21 protein-coding genes are annotated in these 15930 nt (G+C 50.1%); all 21 read right to left on the bottom strand.

What is annotated here, in order from left to right; translation table 11 throughout:
* Nucleotides 1-43: 43 nt before the first annotated feature.
* Complete coding sequence (locus tag MKY48_RS11470) at nt 44-919, bottom strand: polyprenyl synthetase family protein (RefSeq protein ID WP_179090584.1); 876 nt, start codon at nt 917-919, stop codon at nt 44-46.
* Between the two features lie 22 nt (nt 920-941).
* On the bottom strand, nt 942-1202 hold the full coding sequence (gene xseB / locus MKY48_RS11465) for an exodeoxyribonuclease VII small subunit (RefSeq protein ID WP_076320886.1): 261 nt from the start codon (nt 1200-1202) through the stop codon (nt 942-944).
* Nucleotides 1192-2562, bottom strand: coding sequence for an exodeoxyribonuclease VII large subunit (gene xseA, locus MKY48_RS11460; RefSeq protein WP_339272108.1), 1371 nt, complete (start codon nt 2560-2562; stop codon nt 1192-1194). Before xseA ends, xseB begins: the two co-directional genes overlap by 11 nt.
* Before the next feature lies 1 nt (nt 2563).
* Nucleotides 2564-3424 (bottom strand): bifunctional methylenetetrahydrofolate dehydrogenase/methenyltetrahydrofolate cyclohydrolase FolD, encoded by an 861-nt coding sequence (folD, locus tag MKY48_RS11455; protein ID WP_076320884.1) that lies wholly within the window; start codon nt 3422-3424, stop codon nt 2564-2566.
* A 61-nt stretch (nt 3425-3485) separates the two neighbouring features.
* Nucleotides 3486-3944: a transcription antitermination factor NusB gene (nusB, locus tag MKY48_RS11450; protein ID WP_076320883.1), complete on the bottom strand. Its 459-nt coding sequence runs from the start codon at nt 3942-3944 to the stop codon at nt 3486-3488.
* Nucleotides 3945-4119: 175 nt separating this feature from the next.
* Complete coding sequence (locus MKY48_RS11445) at nt 4120-4353, bottom strand: DUF2273 domain-containing protein (RefSeq protein ID WP_076320882.1); 234 nt, start codon at nt 4351-4353, stop codon at nt 4120-4122.
* A 15-nt stretch (nt 4354-4368) separates the two neighbouring features.
* Nucleotides 4369-4908, bottom strand: a complete 540-nt coding sequence (amaP, locus tag MKY48_RS11440) for an alkaline shock response membrane anchor protein AmaP (RefSeq protein ID WP_076320881.1) — start codon at nt 4906-4908, stop codon at nt 4369-4371.
* 72 nt (nt 4909-4980) lie between these two features.
* Nucleotides 4981-5394, bottom strand: coding sequence for an Asp23/Gls24 family envelope stress response protein (locus MKY48_RS11435; RefSeq protein ID WP_009591235.1), 414 nt, complete (start codon nt 5392-5394; stop codon nt 4981-4983).
* Nucleotides 5395-5512: 118 nt separating this feature from the next.
* Complete coding sequence (accC, locus tag MKY48_RS11430) at nt 5513-6856, bottom strand: acetyl-CoA carboxylase biotin carboxylase subunit (protein ID WP_339292945.1); 1344 nt, start codon at nt 6854-6856, stop codon at nt 5513-5515.
* A gap of 54 nt (nt 6857-6910) precedes the next feature.
* Nucleotides 6911-7414, bottom strand: a complete 504-nt coding sequence (accB, locus tag MKY48_RS11425) for an acetyl-CoA carboxylase biotin carboxyl carrier protein (RefSeq protein ID WP_076320879.1) — start codon at nt 7412-7414, stop codon at nt 6911-6913.
* Between the two features lie 169 nt (nt 7415-7583).
* The gene (locus MKY48_RS11420) at nt 7584-8456 is read right to left on the bottom strand and encodes a SpoIIIAH-like family protein (protein ID WP_339292944.1); all 873 of its coding nucleotides are present in this window, start codon (nt 8454-8456) and stop codon (nt 7584-7586) included.
* Nucleotides 8457-8521: 65 nt separating this feature from the next.
* A complete protein-coding gene (spoIIIAG, locus tag MKY48_RS11415; protein WP_339292943.1) occupies nt 8522-9166 on the bottom strand; it encodes a stage III sporulation protein AG in 645 nt (214 codons plus the stop codon).
* Between the two features lie 14 nt (nt 9167-9180).
* Nucleotides 9181-9903, bottom strand: coding sequence for a stage III sporulation protein AF (gene spoIIIAF, locus MKY48_RS11410; protein WP_339272105.1), 723 nt, complete (start codon nt 9901-9903; stop codon nt 9181-9183).
* 41 nt (nt 9904-9944) lie between these two features.
* Nucleotides 9945-11153, bottom strand: a complete 1209-nt coding sequence (gene spoIIIAE, locus MKY48_RS11405; RefSeq protein WP_076320875.1) for a stage III sporulation protein AE — start codon at nt 11151-11153, stop codon at nt 9945-9947.
* A gap of 15 nt (nt 11154-11168) precedes the next feature.
* Nucleotides 11169-11558 carry a stage III sporulation protein AD gene (spoIIIAD, locus tag MKY48_RS11400; RefSeq protein WP_071223846.1) on the bottom strand — a complete coding sequence of 130 codons (390 nt, stop codon included), beginning with the start codon at nt 11556-11558 and terminating at the stop codon, nt 11169-11171.
* A 10-nt stretch (nt 11559-11568) separates the two neighbouring features.
* On the bottom strand, nt 11569-11772 hold the full coding sequence (gene spoIIIAC, locus MKY48_RS11395) for a stage III sporulation protein AC (protein ID WP_007129715.1): 204 nt from the start codon (nt 11770-11772) through the stop codon (nt 11569-11571).
* A 16-nt stretch (nt 11773-11788) separates the two neighbouring features.
* Nucleotides 11789-12307: a stage III sporulation protein SpoIIIAB gene (gene spoIIIAB / locus MKY48_RS11390; RefSeq protein ID WP_076320874.1), complete on the bottom strand. Its 519-nt coding sequence runs from the start codon at nt 12305-12307 to the stop codon at nt 11789-11791.
* On the bottom strand, nt 12300-13298 hold the full coding sequence (spoIIIAA, locus tag MKY48_RS11385; RefSeq protein ID WP_076320873.1) for a stage III sporulation protein AA: 999 nt from the start codon (nt 13296-13298) through the stop codon (nt 12300-12302). Before spoIIIAA ends, spoIIIAB begins: the two co-directional genes overlap by 8 nt.
* A 98-nt stretch (nt 13299-13396) precedes the next feature.
* A complete protein-coding gene (locus MKY48_RS11380) occupies nt 13397-13663 on the bottom strand; it encodes a YqhV family protein (protein ID WP_076320872.1) in 267 nt (88 codons plus the stop codon).
* A gap of 202 nt (nt 13664-13865) precedes the next feature.
* Nucleotides 13866-15119 carry an aspartate kinase gene (locus MKY48_RS11375; protein ID WP_076320871.1) on the bottom strand — a complete coding sequence of 418 codons (1254 nt, stop codon included), beginning with the start codon at nt 15117-15119 and terminating at the stop codon, nt 13866-13868.
* 241 nt (nt 15120-15360) lie between these two features.
* Nucleotides 15361-15918 carry an elongation factor P gene (gene efp / locus MKY48_RS11370; protein ID WP_076320870.1) on the bottom strand — a complete coding sequence of 186 codons (558 nt, stop codon included), beginning with the start codon at nt 15916-15918 and terminating at the stop codon, nt 15361-15363.
* Nucleotides 15919-15930: the final 12 nt, after the last annotated feature.

Raw genomic sequence — 15930 nt, 5'->3', positions numbered from 1 at the left:
CAGACATTATATCATAAAAAAACCGTTTGCATGTAAAGCGTGCTTAGTGGTCCCGCGCCATCAAAAAATCTGCAATCTCCAGCAATCTGGAGGGATCATTGAAATTCCCTTCAGAAATGACCCGCTTCGCTTCTGCTGTCAGGCGCTCAACTTCACGCCTGGATGCGTCCAAACCGATGAAGTACGGATACGTTACTTTCTCCTGTTTCACATCGCTTTGCACCGGCTTCCCAAGCTTGGACTCATCCCCGACCAGATCCAGGATATCATCTTGAATCTGAAAAGCAAGGCCGATATGATGCCCAAAAGTTCGCAAGGATTCAATCTGGGACTCCGAACACCCGGCAAGATGCCCGCCTGCCATCAGCGAGAACATGATCAGATCACTCGTCTTGTGCAGGTGGATATACTCAAGCTGCTCTAGCGTCGTTATCCCTTGTTCACCCTCCATATCGGCAACCTGCCCGCCTACCATTCCCCGCGGACCTGCATACTCTGCAAGATCCTCCACAATCGACAGCACACGCTCAGCCGGAATTCCATGCTTTCTGGAAGCCTGGATTACGCTGTAAAAAGCATGTGTCAGCAAGGCATCACCAGCCAAAATAGCGCTTGCTTCGCCAAAAACCTTATGATTTGTTGGCTTGCCGCGGCGATAATCATCATCATCCATCGCTGGCAGATCATCATGTATAAGGGAATATGTATGAACCATCTCAACGGCGCAAGCGACCGGAAGGGCTGCGTCACGGTTGCCGCCTCCCGCCTCGCATGCAGCAATGACAAGAAGGGGACGCATTCGCTTTCCGCCTGCCATTAAAGAATACGACATGGACTGGCGAAGGGTTTCAGGAACTTTCCAACCCGGCGGAAAAAGATTGGTAAGCTCGCTATCCAGTCTGTCCCAAATATCATTCATATATTGATGAATCGGAAGTCTGTTATTCACCTAGTTCACCTGTCTCATCAAGCGATCCACCAAAAGGCTTACGCTTCAGTTCTCCGCCTTCTTCTACGATCATTTCGATTTTTTGCTCCACCTGCTCCAGCTTTTTGCTGCACATCTGCGACAGCTTCATGCCCTGTTGAAACAAATCGATGGCTTTTTCCAGCGGCACGTCTCCATCTTCCAATTGCTCTACAATCGTCTCGAGCTGAGCCATCGCTTCTTCAAAACTGATCTCCAATGTTTCATTCGCCATTCTCTTCATCCTCCTTCATTCCCCACACTTGACACTGCAGTTGTCCATCGCTGACCCTCACGTTAACCAAATCGCCTAACTGAACATCTTCGATGGATTTGACAAGCTTTTGCTCTTGCTCGTCATACACGAGACTATATCCTCTGGACATAATTTTCAGCGGACTGAGCGCATCGAGATGCCGCATTTCGGTTTGCAACTGCGACATCTTGGATTTCATGATCGACTGCATCGCGTTCATTAACTGCCGGCTCACCTGATCTTTTCTTCTCGCCGCGAACTCCGCTTGGGTTCGCGGATTATACCGGATTAATCCCTGATGCAGTGATTTTTGCCGTTGGCGGACCAGGGACAGCTGGGATTTCAGGTTGCCCTGCAGCCGCTGGGACAGCATGTCCAACCGTTCGGCATGCTGCAGCATATACCGGCGAGGATGAACCAGAACCGGGGAACGCTGGAGCGAAACTAAACGGTCACGACTTCGCTTAAGACGCTGCTGAAGTCCCTGGTTTAGCTGGCGCTGTCTTTGTACAAGCTGTCCCCTCAGTTCCGCACTGCTCGGTACCGCGAGTTCCGCGGCGGCCGTTGGCGTAGCGGCTCGTAAATCCGCTACAAAATCGGCAATCGTAAAATCGGTTTCGTGTCCAACGGCGGAAATAACAGGAATATTGGATTGATAAATAGCTCTTGCAACGATCTCCTCATTAAATGCCCACAGTTCTTCGAGTGATCCGCCGCCGCGCCCAACGATGAGCACATCGGCCTCAGCCATGTCATTCATCGTTCGAATAGCCTTCACGATTGAAGGAGCAGCCCCTTTGCCTTGAACCAGCACCGGATACAATATCGCTCTTGCCTGAGGGTACCGTCTCCGGATCGTAATCATAATATCCCGAACAGCGGCACCCGTTGGCGAGGTAATAACACCAATCGTCTTAGGATAACGCGGCAAAGGCCGCTTGCGCTCGGCTGCAAACAAACCCTCTTCCTCAAGCTTCGACTTCAGCTGTTCATAAGCAAGGTACAAACTGCCGATCCCGTCAGGCTGCATTTGAACCGCATAGAATTGGTACTGACCATCCCGTTCATATACCGACACATTACCCCTGGCAATAACGCGAGAGCCTTCCTTCGGTATAAAAGGGAGCCTCTGGTTATGAGTCGCAAACATGATCGCACGAATCCGGCTGCCTTCATCCTTTAAGGTAAAGTACATATGTCCGCTGGAATGATGGGTGAAATTCGAAATTTCACCGCGGATCCATACGTCAGAGAGCCTGGAGTCGCCTTCCATTTTCATGCGGATATAACGGTTTAAATCTTTAACGGATAATACTCGTCCTGGATCTGCCGACTTCATATCAGTTCAACCCATTCAGCCTTTTGGCGGCTATCAAGGTATTCTGCATGAGCATCGTAATGGTCATGGGTCCCACCCCTCCGGGAACCGGAGTAATCGGACCTGACACTTCCTTCACGCTCTCAAAGTCAACGTCCCCGGCAAGCTTTCCGTTCTCCAAACGGTTCATGCCGACATCGATCACGACCGCGCCAGGCTTCACGTAACTGGCATCAATCATATTCGCTCTGCCGATCGCTACAACCAGGATATCCGCTTGACGAGCGATTTCAGCCATATTCCCCGTTCTGGAGTGACACATCGTAACAGTGGCGTTCTCGCGCTGGAGGAGAAGGGATACCGGTTTGCCAACGATATTGGATCTCCCGATTACAACAGCATGCTTGCCTGCAATCTCAATGCCTGTCCGCTTGATCATTTCAATCACGCCGGCAGGTGTGCATGGCAGCAGACTGTCGTCGCCTATCACGAGGTTACCCACATTAACCGGATGGAAACCGTCAACGTCCTTTTCCACTGCAATCGCATCAATGACGGCCTTCTCATGGATGTGCTTGGGCAAAGGGAGCTGGACCAAAATTCCGTGAATGGATTCCTGGGCGTTGAGCTTGTCCACGAGCGCCAGCACTTCTTCCTGGCTGGATTCCGCGGAAAGACGATGCACCTCGGAATAAAAACCTAGATCCTGACATGCTTTCTCCTTGTTACGAACGTAAACATGCGAAGCCGGATCATCCCCTACAAGTACAACAGCCAAACCAGGACGTACATTCTGCTTGGACAATTGTTCTACTTCTAACGCAATCCCCTTGCGAATTTCTTCAGAAATCTGTTTTCCGCTAATTATCGTTGCTGCTGTCATCCTAATCTCTCCTCCAATATGATGGAATGATATCGTTTCAAGCTGAGCTTAAGCGTACAGATTAAGACTGACGCAGCTTCGCCTTGACTTGATCCAGCTCCTGAATCATCCGGCCCAGTACGCCGTTGACGAATTTCCCTGACTCCTCGGTTCCGAAATGCTTGGACAACTCAATCGCTTCATTAACAGCTACCTTGCCAGGCACATCTTCACGGGATGTCAGTTCATATACAGCCAAACGCAGGATTTGACGATCCACACGGGAAAGACGGCTTACCTGCCAGCCTTTTAAATAATGAGCGAGCAGTTCATCAATTGAATCCTTGGATTCCCAGGTTCCATTGACCAATTGCAGCACATACTCCTTCACTTGAACTTCGTCGCCGATGACCCGCTCGGTCTCATTTTCTTCGGCCGCTTCCGAGAGCAGCATCGACACGGCTTCCACACTGTCGACTTCGTTCATCTCCATCTGGTAAAGGCTTTGAACGACAATCTCTCTTACTACACGTCTTTTCATTTTGTTCCTCCTGTGGACCCTGCTGAATCCATTTTTCTAATTAGTATGATCCATTTGCCGTCAAGACTTGACAACAATTAAAAGGCCAAAAAAAACCTGTGAATATCTCTCTCCGCAAAAAAGGCGCACTACACCTGTCCTCAGCATTTTTTCCGGAGAAAGCATATCACAGGGTTCATTTAAACGGCCGCCAGCGCTCGGAAAGCCATCGTCCCCATTCCTGAAAGTGGAATACGGAGCCCTGCTTCAGATCCTTGCGCTTGCCAAATATATAGCCGATAAATACCACTAATGCAAAGAACAGCATATCCCAAAAACCGGATAATAAGTAAATCAGTCCGCACACAAGCCCGCCGGTCACCCCGGCAATTCTTCCTCTGTGACTCTCCCATATTTCTTTCCAAGGCATTGGGGAAGCTCACCTCTATTCCACGCGGCTCTTGAAGCTTGGTGCCTGAACCACGTTAGCAATATATACGGATACGGATGACACGGGTATTCCTGTTGTATCTTCAACAAAGTCGTGCACCTGCTTCTGTACTTCCGTTGTCAGTGTAGGAATCGATTCCTCACCATCGACCACGGCGCGTATCGCAATATCAAGACCCGATTGGGATACCTTGATCCGGGATTTCAAATCCTTGACTCCACGGACGCGAGAAGCCGCCTTGAGACAGAGATTCTCGATCGTCTCCACAGAGATTTGAATGTCACCAAACTCCGTGCGCTGATCGATGGAATTCAGGTTCGAGCGATCGCGCCTTACGGAGATGTAGAAGAAACGGATGCTCAGCAAAAACAGAACCGCAGCTACGATAATTCCAGCCCAGAAAAGGCGTTGTTCCTGAACGCTTGTTAATTCATACGGAACAGCGCCACTCAACAGGAGGATGGCAACTACGGATATGACACCGATACTTAAGCTGTAGATAAACAGCAAAAGTCTGTCCATTAATTTGGCCACGATTTAGCACAGCCTCCTTAAAATTAGATTAAACCCTCGACATCGCTGCCCAGGGCTAGCCTGAAAGTATTCTTATTTCACGCGTTGAGCCAGATCCAATTCTTCCGTCTTCTCTACGGATTTCATGAAATGGACATCATGAATATGTACATTGACTTCAATCACCGTAAGCCCTGTCATATTCTCAATCGAACGTTTCACGTTGCGCTGGATTTCTCCGGCTACTTCAGGAAGACGATGACCATACTCCACGATAACGGATACGTCAACAGCAGCTTCCCGTTGTCCAACTTCCACTTTAACACCCTTGGATAAATTCTTGCGTCCGAGCAGCTCGGCAATGCCGCCTGCAAAGCCTCCGCTCATCCCTGCAACCCCACGTACTTCTACCGTAGCAAGTCCAGCTATGACTTCAATAACTTCCGGAGCGATCTGAATTTCACCAATATCTGTACGTTCAAATTCTGTAGGCAAAGTTTCCGCCATTGTCTCAACACACCTTTCGGAATAAGTTAGCGGATGCACCCCAACTGCTTAAGGCATGCGCTCTTATTACTCATACTATACCATTTGGCCAAGTTTATGACAAACTTGGCCAAAGGTTTCAAATCTCATTTTCTTCCAAAAATTTAATATCGAAGTCACCCTTCAAGAAGGTAGGATGCTTGAGCAATTTCTGGTGGAACGGGATCGTTGAATAGATCCCTTCAATCTCGAATTCAGCCAGTGCGCGGCTCATCTTCGCGATGGCTTCATCGCGGGTCGGCGCCCATACAATCAGCTTGGCAATCATCGAATCATAATAAGGCGAAATGGTATAACCGGGATATGCCGCACTGTCTACCCGCACGCCAGGACCTCCTGGAGGCAAATAGAACTGAATGGTTCCAGGCGCAGGCATAAAGTTCTTGTCCGGATTCTCGGCATTAATCCGACATTCGATGGACCAGCCATTAATAACTACTTCCTCTTGCGTGAAAGAAAGCGTGTTGCCCTCGGCAACGGAGATCATTTCCTGAATCAGATCAACCCCGGTCACCATCTCGGTCACCGGATGCTCCACCTGAATCCGCGTGTTCATCTCCATGAAGTAGAACTGACCGTCTTGGCCGAGCAAAAATTCAAGCGTACCTGCACCGGAATAGTTAACGGCCTTTGCGGCCCGAACGGCGGCTTCGCCCATCCGGCTGCGTACCTCTTCACTTAGCACCGGACAAGGAGCTTCCTCAACAAGCTTTTGTCTCCGGCGCTGCACAGAACAGTCACGCTCCCCGAGATGCACGGCGTTGCCATGTTTGTCGGCGATAATTTGAATCTCTACATGCTTCATGCCAGTCAAATATTTTTCCAGATAGACGCCTGCATTGCCGAAGGCCTTCTGGGCTTCCTGCTGTGCGTTTGTAATCTGTTTAACCAGCGATTCTTCATCCTCGGCGATCCGAATTCCTTTACCTCCGCCACCTGCAGTAGCCTTGATAATGACTGGATATCCGATATCCCGGGCAAGCATAACGGCCTCATTTAAATCCTCGACCAATCCGTCGGATCCCGGAATAACCGGAACACCTGCATCCCTCATCGTCTGCTTCGCAACAGCCTTATCTCCCATACGGTTGATCGCATCAGCGGAAGGACCGATAAAGGTAATGTTGCAGGATTCACAAATCTCCGCGAAATCCGCGTTCTCGGCCAAAAAGCCATACCCGGGATGAATGGCGTCACACTCGGTCAGTGTAGCAACGCTCATGATATTGGTAAAATTCAAATAGCTGTCTTTCGATAACGTAGGGCCGATGCAATAGGCCTCATCCGCCAAGCGAACATGCAGGGATTCCCGGTCCGGCTCCGAATATACGGCCACCGTTGCGATGCCAAGTTCCCGGCAAGCCCGGATGATACGAACGGCAATCTCTCCCCGGTTTGCGATTAGCACTTTTTGAAATGTCATGCAGTAACCTCCTTCGGACTCTTGCGACTCTCGTTCTTGGCGAGTCCCTCCATATTACTCCGGTTTCACCAGAAACAGAGGCTGCCCGAATTCTACAAGTTGACCGTTCTGTGCGAGAACCTCTACGATTTCGCCTTTGATCTCTGCTTCCAGTTCATTCATCAGCTTCATGGCCTCAATGATGCAGACCGTTGATTTATCAGTCACCTTGTCCCCGGGGCTGACAAATGGCCCAGCCTCAGGCGATGGGGAACGATAAAAAGTTCCTACCATCGGTGATACGATTTTATGTAATGAGCTGTTGCCATCCTCCACGGAATCCTGCTGTGGTGCAGCTGCAGGTGCTTGATTCCCCGTATTCGGCTGTACGATTTGTGGTGCCATCACTTGCTGTGCCGGTAGGAACGCTTGCGGCGCCGCCTGATAGTTGTTAACCACCTCGGCTGCATTGGGTTTCTTAATGGATAAGCGTGTACCTTCGCTCTCAATTTCCAGCTCATGCACGGATGTTTGATCCACCAGCTTAATAAGTTCCTTGATTTCGTTTAATTTAAACATTATCGACGTTCACTCCTTCACTTTCTTGGAAGCCCTTGCTTAGGACAGTCAGTCAATAGCTTAGAGTATTATATCACAATCGAGCGAAATAGAAAGAGCCCAAGGCAATCCTTAGACTCTTTCGGTTTTATAATATATCCGTGATTTATGTTGAAATCTGCGGACAAGCTTATGGCGCAACATATTGAACGGTTACTTTATCCGGCGAAACCTTCAGTTCCTTCATCACAAGACTCACGATGCCGGCTGCACCTTTGGCATCGAGTTTCTCACTCAGTACGACCACGTTATACTTCTCGCTCTCTTCCTTCACAACGGCGTTTCCGTATTGCTGCTGAAGGGCTTCTTCGATGCTGAGAATCACTTCTTCTCTCGCTTCGGCCGATTTCAGCTGCTCGGTAGCTTGAGCTGTTTGCTCCGGCTTGTTTTCATGATTGTCGATCTTTGTCATTAACTCATCGTATAATTTCATATTTTTTTGTGAGCGGTCCAATTTATAGGACTCCAACTGGGCTGCTGCAGATGTTGCATTGGCAGCCACTTGCTCCAGCACTTCTTCATCCGATTTCTTACCGTTGCTAGTGCTGCTTGTGTCTTTGGAGTCCTTGGCGCCCTCTTTGTCTGTGCTGCTAGCGTCTTTGGAATTCCCGGCACCCTCTTGGGATTCCTTCACTTCCGGCTCTTCCGTTTTACCGGCTTCGCCGCTTGCTTTTCCTTGATCCCCTTGCTCACCCTGTGTTGCTTCTGCAGAGTCTTCTGTACCGGCCGCACCTGTATCGCCTGTTGCAGTTCCTTGCTCATTGGCACCGGAATCACCGTCAGTACCTTCTTCAAGCACTTCGTTCACAACCAGTTCGTCGCCAGTGCCTGCGGTTCCGTTTGCTTCTTGTCCGGCACCTGGCTTCTGACCGTCCACTTGCGTGCTCTCGGCAACCGGCGGCGCTTTCGTTCCCGAATCGTCGGTGAATAAGTAGTAGGCTGACAGGATGACCATCAAACTGAGCATGGATACTAACCATATGGTTTGTCTTTTGTTATTCATTTGAACGTTTCCTCCTTTGAATGAAAACCTTGGCACGAATGATCGGATCATTCGAGAGGCTGCGGTTATTCCTGTTTACGCGGGACAACGGATATACGATAAGACGGGACATTGAGGCCTCGCTGGATCGCATCCACGATCAAGCTCTTAACAACATCATTCTCGGCTCCCTTGGCTACGACGAGCACCCCCCGGACTTGAGGTTTGATCTTCTTGGTGACGATCGGCGTTTCTTCTCCGGAAGATTCATAAGTGACAATCTGGCCATCACGCTGATAACTTGTGACATGGCGCTTACCTCCGTTAGCATCGGTTTCCTCCGTCAGTTCCTGTGTATCTTTCATGTCACGCTGAACGACCAATTCCTCTGTAGATTCCACAGTCACCATGACATCGACGGACCCAACCCCAACAATCTGTTCCAGCATGGTTTTAGTGCGCATTTCAAAATCCTGCTCGATACTTTCAAACTCACCCCTGCCGCTGGTTGAAGTCCCGCCTTGGGTCGTTGAGACCGCAGCCGTCTCCGGCGGCGGCTCGCGACCGATATTCTCATGATCCAGCTTCTTCACATTGACGAAGGAGTTGAACAGCATAATCGCAACGCCGATCAGACCAAGAATGATCAACCACCTGAAGGTTTGCATTTTTCTTGCTCCGCCAGCACCTCCGCCCAGCCATTGTTCCAACCGCTTCAACCAATTTCCCATCATACTCACCTCCGCTACAGCTTCTTATCCTGCTCCTGCCCTGGCATATAGATCGTAATCAGATCCGGCTCCAAATCCCACCGACGGCTAATGTATTTCCGAACCGGCTCTGCTCTTGCTTCCTCGGCCTTGCTCACTGCTTCTGCATTCGCTTTCGCCGCAGCCTTCCCATCCCGTTCCAATTGCATGGATTCAACATTCACCTGAACGGAATCCACAGGTTCTATGCCGATGGGTTGCTTATCATCGCTGTTCTCTACCTCTGCATTCTCCGATTCACCTCCAACCAGTCTTACATCAACAGATCGTATCGTAGCGCCTGCATATCCCTTGTCCTGTCTAGCAACTGCAGCTAGTACCACCTTGACCTCCTGAACCGCTTCCCCCGTTTCTGCCGCAATCTCTTCTTTCATCACCTGGGCCAATTCGTTGCCTGCCCACTGAAGGCTTTGACTCTGCTGCGTTTCCTTCAGCTTCTCGGCCTGTGCCAGAATATGCTCCAGCTGAACCTCATCCGGCAGACCTTTCTCCTGCCGCTCCAGCTCCATCGCCAGTTGATTCTCAGGGGGATCCGTTATCAATGTGATAATCGGGCTAAGCAGCGTAAGCAGAATCAACAGGCTCAGGACTAATCTGGCGTATCGTTCAAGCGCTTTGCCGGGAAGTATCAAATCAACGAAGGCTGCAAAGAGAACTACCATGATGACGCTTTTCAACCAACCTCCAAGCCAGTCCATTCGTCATTCCTCCTAAAGATTAGCCGCCGCTATATTCTGCCTCACCTCATCATGACGGTAATGTTGCCTGCCGTGAGCAGAATCGTGATGGCCAGGAAGAACATCATACTGACTGCGGCCAAAGCTGTAAAAACATACAGCATCGTCTTTCCGATCGTCTGCAGGCAGGTGCCGATCGGGGTGTCTCCGAGCGGCTGCATGACGGCCGCTGCGACGTTATATATCAAGGCAAGCGTCAAGATCTTGATCGCAGGGAATGCGCAAAGGAACAAAATAATGATGACCCCTGCCAGCCCGATGGAATTCTTGACGAGTAATGAGGCCGAGATCACGGTATCCGTTGCATCTGCGAACATCTTGCCGACTACCGGAACGAAATTGCCGGTTACATATTTGGCTGCCCGGATCGTCACACCGTCCGTAACCGAGCTGGTAAGTCCTTGGACGGAGATAACCCCCAGAAACACGGTAAGCAGCACGCCCAGAACGCCCATTGAAACTCCTCGCAGCAGGTTGCCCAGCTGGGTCAGCTTGTACTTTTCGGATAGCGAACTAACCAGATGCAGCAGAGCCGAGAAGAACAGAAGCGGGAACACAATCGTGCTGATCAGCGTACCTACCGTATGTACCATGAAGATGACTAGCGGATGAGCCACCGAGACAGTCACGACATTGCCCATCGAAGCCATCAGTGCAAAGAGCAAGGGAAGCATCGCCATCATGAAATCGATCATTTGGGTAATGGCGTCCCGGGCATATCCAATCGCGATGCTGAAGCTGTTAACGGCAATGACCAGGACAACCATGTAACAGATGGTATAGGCAACCCGGCTCACGGTGCTTTTTTCGAAGGCCGTCTGCAGATTCTCAAGGATCAGACTCATGATGCTCAGCATCACAATGGTCGCCAGCAGCTTGCCGTTATAAAGCACCTCGTGCCACAAATACTTTCCGATTCCGGACATAACCCCTTTGAAGCTAAGACCATCGCCGCCCGGCAGCAGCATATCCATCAGGGACGGCGTCTTTCCATCCGGGAAGAAACCGCCGTAATCCTTCATGAGCCGGTCCCAGTATTTCTCGACCTGGTCTGTCGGCAGCTGCTGCGTCTGCTGCTCTACCCACTCATCGGCCGGATTTGCCGCGGCGGTCGCACTTATTGTTCCGCAGAACAATCCGGACATAAACAACATCAGGATCAGTAGACGAAACACAGCCAAGCCATTTCGAAGTATAACTCCTGTAACCATGTCCCCCCACCTTTTTCAAGCCGGGAGGAGCTTCAGGACCGTCTCGATGATGATCCCGATAATCGGTACAGCGAGCACCAATATGAGCACTTTTCCCGCCAGTTCTATTTTGGATGCGATCGATTCCTGTCCGGCATCTCGTACGATCTGGGCCCCCATCTCCGCAATATAGGCAATACCGATGATTTTCAGAACGGTCTTCAGATAAATGATCTGGACACCGGAGTTCTCCGCCAAATCTTCCAGCATGGATAAGACATTTCCAATCTTCCCGATCAGGAACAGGAAGATGAGAAGTGAGGTTGCCACTGCCAGAAGAAAGGCAAAGAGCGGCTTCTGTTCCTTGACAACCAAGATCAGCACGGTAGCGATGATGCCCAGTCCTACCACCTGGATAATTTCCATATAAGTCCACCTACTGGAATAGAAAAATACTTTTGATTTCCTTAAGCAAATCGTCGAGCAATCTGACTACCATAAACAGCACAACCACAAACCCGATCAGGGTTACCCAATGTGCCATATCCTCTTTCCCCATCTGTTTCAGGACGGTATGAATCATGGCAATGATGATCCCGATACCGGCAATCTGGAAGATGGCGTTCACTTCAATGTTCATTTCCCTTGGCACCTCGCTAAAAGATCAAAATGACGATCAATGCTCCAATGAGCAGTCCCAGACTTTTGCTCATCTTTTCATATTTGACCTGGTCATCCCTTGCCGCTGCTTCTTCATGCTTGAGCTGTCCCACGGCCAGAGCGATATGTTTGATCTGGTCCTGCCTGTCACTGGTGCCAAGAACGCCGCTTAGCTGCTCCAACACCTCACGCTCGGCACTTTTCATTGATGTTCGCTTCCAGTATTCGCCCAGTGCCTTGCGGATGCTGTCCTGTGCGGATAACCCATAATCGGGTCTCATGTAAAGCGCGGCTGAGGCAAATAAGGATCTGAGCGGTTCACGAAGGGAATCGCCAATTCGCTCCAGCGCATCGGGTAGCGGCGTCAAACCGTAGCTGATCTCCGTTTCCAGCCGTTGAAGCGCGAGAATAAGTTCTCGCAGCTGCCTGGGTCTTGCTGCGAATTGCTGGGCCTGAAAAAATCCGGCTAAAGTTCCTGCTCCCAGCACAAGCACAGCCCCGACCAATTTAAGCATAGGCATCACCGCCCGGCGGACCGACTGCAGCCGTCTGAAGCGTTCGCTGACCTCCGTCATACAGCTTGTATGATCTTTGGTCGCTTGTTCTACTGAGAACGGCATACATTTCAAACATTCGGTTCTCCAAAAGACCGGCGAGTGCCGGTCGCCCCCGCATATCTTGTATGGATGAGCCATGTGCCGTTGCAATCACGCTAATTCCTGCATGCAAGGCTTCAATGACAGCTTCCGCATCCTCAGGCCGTCCGATCTCGTCCACAATCAGCACATCCGGGGACATTGAACGGATCATCATCATCATCCCTTCAGCTTTCGGACAACCATCCAGCACATCCGTACGCGGACCTACGTCGAATCCAGGGACTCCGCGCAAACAACCGGCGATTTCAGAACGTTCGTCGATGATGCCTACCTTCATTCCCGGCCAATGCACGGCCGAATTCCCCCACTTGCCGTAACTGATCTGCCTCGCCAGATCCCTGAGCAGCGTTGTTTTGCCCTGCTGAGGCGGGGATAAGATCAGCGAGTGCATCACCCTTTTCCGTTTCCGGTCAAGTAAATGCGGGATGATGTCATCCGCCGCTCCCTGAACCTCCTTGGCAATCCGGACATTAAATCCACTAATATCCCGAATGTGTTCAACCTTACCCCCGCTGAGCACCGTCCGGCCGGTGAGCCCGACCCGATGCCCCCCAGGTATCGTGATAAACCCTTTTCGCAATTCCTCTTCCATGGTGTAGAGGGAATGGTTACTGATTAGATCCAGCAACCGATGGGTATCTTCACGCGTCGGCTTATACGCTTCATCAGGCCGCAGTGTAAGCCCGCCCCGCCGGTCCAGAAAATGATGCTTGCCCGCCGAATTAATTTCCAGCGGACGTTCCTCCCGGATACGTACCTCCTCTACATGATTGAGAAGCTCATTCGACAGGCTCAGCAGCATTCGTTTTACGGTTTCGGGAAACAGGTCTAACCAATTCAATGTCATATCAATTTCCCCCAGGTTGTCCTTTTTGATCATCTTCTAATAAGAGAACTTCATATCCCATGTGTATGCTTGTACCTGAAAAATATGCAGCGAATCTATCATTTTTTTAGAACGCCGTATAAGAGACAGGAGACGCCGCACAAAATCCAGCCGATCTTCCCCCACGACAATTTATCTGCCATTCCCACAAGGCCAATCGTTGTTGTCAGAATCAGTACCAGCGGGCCCATGAAAGCCAGGGCCGAATTCACAGCCAGCGCTTTGTCAACTTGGTTCAGACGCAGCATGATGATGGCCGCCACAATCTCGAGACTGCCAGAGAAAAAACGAAGCGTGGCCATACTAGCGACAAACTTGTCCAGCATGCTATATATCCTCCTTATTCCTTGTTCACATGTGTGATGTTTAAAAATATGCGAGGTACTCTCGTTTTATCTCTATTTTTTTTCAATTTCATAGAAGCGAACTTTGAATCTTTCGGACAACGCAAAAAATCCCGGCCGCTATGGACCGGGATTACTCTATTTAATATCGATATGATTGCAGAAATGATTACATAAAAACAGGCTATCGCCGAACCTGCGGTCCGCCAACGGAAGCCTGCTGATCCGTATCCAATCCGTACGCGGTATGAAGCGCCTGTACGACACCTTCCAGATTGGTTCCTTCAATGACGCAGGATACTTTGATTTCGGACGTGCTGACCATTTTGATGCTGACCCCCTGCCGGGAGATTACATCAAACATTTGCGCGGCCACACCCGGGTGACTGACCATGCCAGCGCCAACAATCGATACTTTCACCAGATGGTCTTCCGAGGTAACGTCACGATACGGAGTTTTGCTCCGGATTTGTTCAATAACTGACAACGCACGCTCCCGATCGGCCAAGGAAACGGTAAAGGAAAAGTCTGCTTCGCCGTTCTGCACACCGCTCTGTACGATAATATCAACATCAATCGCTTCTTTTGCAAGTTCTCCGAACACTTGAGCCAAAACGCCTGGCGTATCGGAAACGCCCAGAATACTAATTCTTACCACATTCTTGTCAAATGCAATTCCGCTGACAACCACACCTTGTTCCATGCTTGTTTCCTCCTTAACAACTGTACCCTCGTTATGATTAAAGCTGGATCTGACGACAAGCTTGACTTGATTATGCTTCGCATACTCAACCGCACGCGGGTGAAGAACAGCTGCTCCAAGATTGGCTAACTCCAGCATCTCGTCATAGGAAATCTCCTTCAACTTCCGCGCACATTTAACAACCCGCGGATCCGTGGAGTAAATTCCGTCCACATCTGTATATATTTCGCATACATCCGCTTGGATGGCAGCCGCTAGAGCAACCGCCGTGGTATCTGATCCCCCGCGTCCAAACGTTGTAATCTCTCCGTCCTCAGACATTCCCTGGAATCCCGCTACAATGACGACATTCCCTTCGTCAAGCGCTTTAAACACGCGCTCTGGCATAATATCCGTAATGCGGGCTTTGCCATGGACCGCTTCCGTTCGGAACCCCGCCTGCCAGCCGGTAAAAGACTTTGCCTTGCGTCCGAGACCGTGAATGGCCATGGATAGCAGCGATATGGATATCTGTTCTCCCGTGGTCATCAGCATATCCATTTCCCGCGCCGGCGGATTCTCGTTCAACAGCTTTGCCTGGTCAATCAAATCGTCTGTCGTATCCCCCATAGCAGACACCACGACTACACATTGATGACCTTCATCTTGTTTCTCTACAATTCTTCTGGCAACACGCTTCATACGTTCTGTATCCCCTACAGAGCTGCCTCCGAATTTCATGACGTACAGTGACAATGCTTCTTTCACTCCCCACTAATATCAGTATGTAACAGCATTCAGGTGGTTTCTCACTTTAAAACAGTATAATACGAAAGTAAGTCATCCCGTCAAGGCTTTTCAAGGCAAAAAGAACTCGGGCTTACCGCATCGACTTTCGCCCATCACAAAAAAGACTCCCGTACATACGTACAGGAGTCTCGTTGTTTAGAAGATATTGGCACCCCGTCAATCGTTGAAGGGTCCCGTTTAAAGCCTGCTATGCACGGGAGATGTATTTACCTTCGCGTGTATCGATCAGAAGCACATCGTCTTCATTAATGAACAGCGGAACTTGTACATTCAGGCCGGTTTCCACTTTCGCACTCTTCGTTGCGCCCGTAGCCGTGTTGCCTTTGATTCCCGGCTCGGTTTCAACAACTTTCAGCTCCACGCTGTTAGGCAGGTTGATCCCGAGGATTTCCCCTTGGTAGCTGATGATGTTTACATTCATGTTCTCTCTCAGGAAGTTCAGTTCCCATTCCAGCTGCTCGCTAGTCAAGCTGAACTGATCGTAAGTTTCGTTATCCATGAATACATGCTCTTGACCGCTGGCGTAAAGATACTGTACACCACGATTGTCGATGATCGCGCGGCCAATCGTTTCACCTGCACGGAACGTCTTTTCTACGGTGTTGCCGTTGCGAAGGTTTTTCAATTTGGAACGTACGAAAGCTGCGCCTTTACCGGGCTTTACGTGCTGAAAATCCAAAACGGTGAATATATCGCCATCTACTTCTACGGTCAAACCTGTTTTAAAATCGTTAACTGAAATCACTAAGATTCCCTC

Origin of the sequence: Paenibacillus sp. FSL W8-0187 (assembly GCF_037969755.1) — a bacterium.
In the GTDB taxonomy this organism is placed as follows: Bacteria; Bacillota; Bacilli; order Paenibacillales; family Paenibacillaceae; genus Paenibacillus_AQ.
This window is presented reverse-complemented; position numbering and strand designations above follow the sequence as displayed.

What these genes read in the sequence shown, in the direction of transcription:
- MKY48_RS11470 (WP_179090584.1), bottom strand. Translation starts at nt 919, where the DNA reads ATGAATGATATTTGGGACAGACTGGATAGCGAGCTTACCAATCTTTTT.
- xseB (WP_076320886.1), bottom strand. Translation starts at nt 1,202, where the DNA reads ATGGCGAATGAAACATTGGAGATCAGTTTTGAAGAAGCGATGGCTCAG.
- xseA (WP_339272108.1), bottom strand. Translation starts at nt 2,562, where the DNA reads ATGAAGTCGGCAGATCCAGGACGAGTATTATCCGTTAAAGATTTAAAC.
- folD (WP_076320884.1), bottom strand. Translation starts at nt 3,424, where the DNA reads ATGACAGCAGCAACGATAATTAGCGGAAAACAGATTTCTGAAGAAATT.
- nusB (WP_076320883.1), bottom strand. Translation starts at nt 3,944, where the DNA reads ATGAAAAGACGTGTAGTAAGAGAGATTGTCGTTCAAAGCCTTTACCAG.
- MKY48_RS11445 (WP_076320882.1), bottom strand. Translation starts at nt 4,353, where the DNA reads ATGCCTTGGAAAGAAATATGGGAGAGTCACAGAGGAAGAATTGCCGGG.
- MKY48_RS11435 (WP_009591235.1), bottom strand. Translation starts at nt 5,394, where the DNA reads ATGGCGGAAACTTTGCCTACAGAATTTGAACGTACAGATATTGGTGAA.
- accC (WP_339292945.1), bottom strand. Translation starts at nt 6,856, where the DNA reads ATGACATTTCAAAAAGTGCTAATCGCAAACCGGGGAGAGATTGCCGTT.
- accB (WP_076320879.1), bottom strand. Translation starts at nt 7,414, where the DNA reads ATGTTTAAATTAAACGAAATCAAGGAACTTATTAAGCTGGTGGATCAA.
- MKY48_RS11420 (WP_339292944.1), bottom strand. Translation starts at nt 8,456, where the DNA reads ATGAATAACAAAAGACAAACCATATGGTTAGTATCCATGCTCAGTTTG.
- spoIIIAG (WP_339292943.1), bottom strand. Translation starts at nt 9,166, where the DNA reads ATGGGAAATTGGTTGAAGCGGTTGGAACAATGGCTGGGCGGAGGTGCT.
- spoIIIAF (WP_339272105.1), bottom strand. Translation starts at nt 9,903, where the DNA reads ATGGACTGGCTTGGAGGTTGGTTGAAAAGCGTCATCATGGTAGTTCTC.
- spoIIIAE (WP_076320875.1), bottom strand. Translation starts at nt 11,153, where the DNA reads ATGGTTACAGGAGTTATACTTCGAAATGGCTTGGCTGTGTTTCGTCTA.
- spoIIIAD (WP_071223846.1), bottom strand. Translation starts at nt 11,558, where the DNA reads ATGGAAATTATCCAGGTGGTAGGACTGGGCATCATCGCTACCGTGCTG.
- spoIIIAC (WP_007129715.1), bottom strand. Translation starts at nt 11,772, where the DNA reads ATGAACATTGAAGTGAACGCCATCTTCCAGATTGCCGGTATCGGGATC.
- spoIIIAB (WP_076320874.1), bottom strand. Translation starts at nt 12,307, where the DNA reads ATGCTTAAATTGGTCGGGGCTGTGCTTGTGCTGGGAGCAGGAACTTTA.
- spoIIIAA (WP_076320873.1), bottom strand. Translation starts at nt 13,298, where the DNA reads ATGACATTGAATTGGTTAGACCTGTTTCCCGAAACCGTAAAACGAATG.
- MKY48_RS11380 (WP_076320872.1), bottom strand. Translation starts at nt 13,663, where the DNA reads ATGCTGGACAAGTTTGTCGCTAGTATGGCCACGCTTCGTTTTTTCTCT.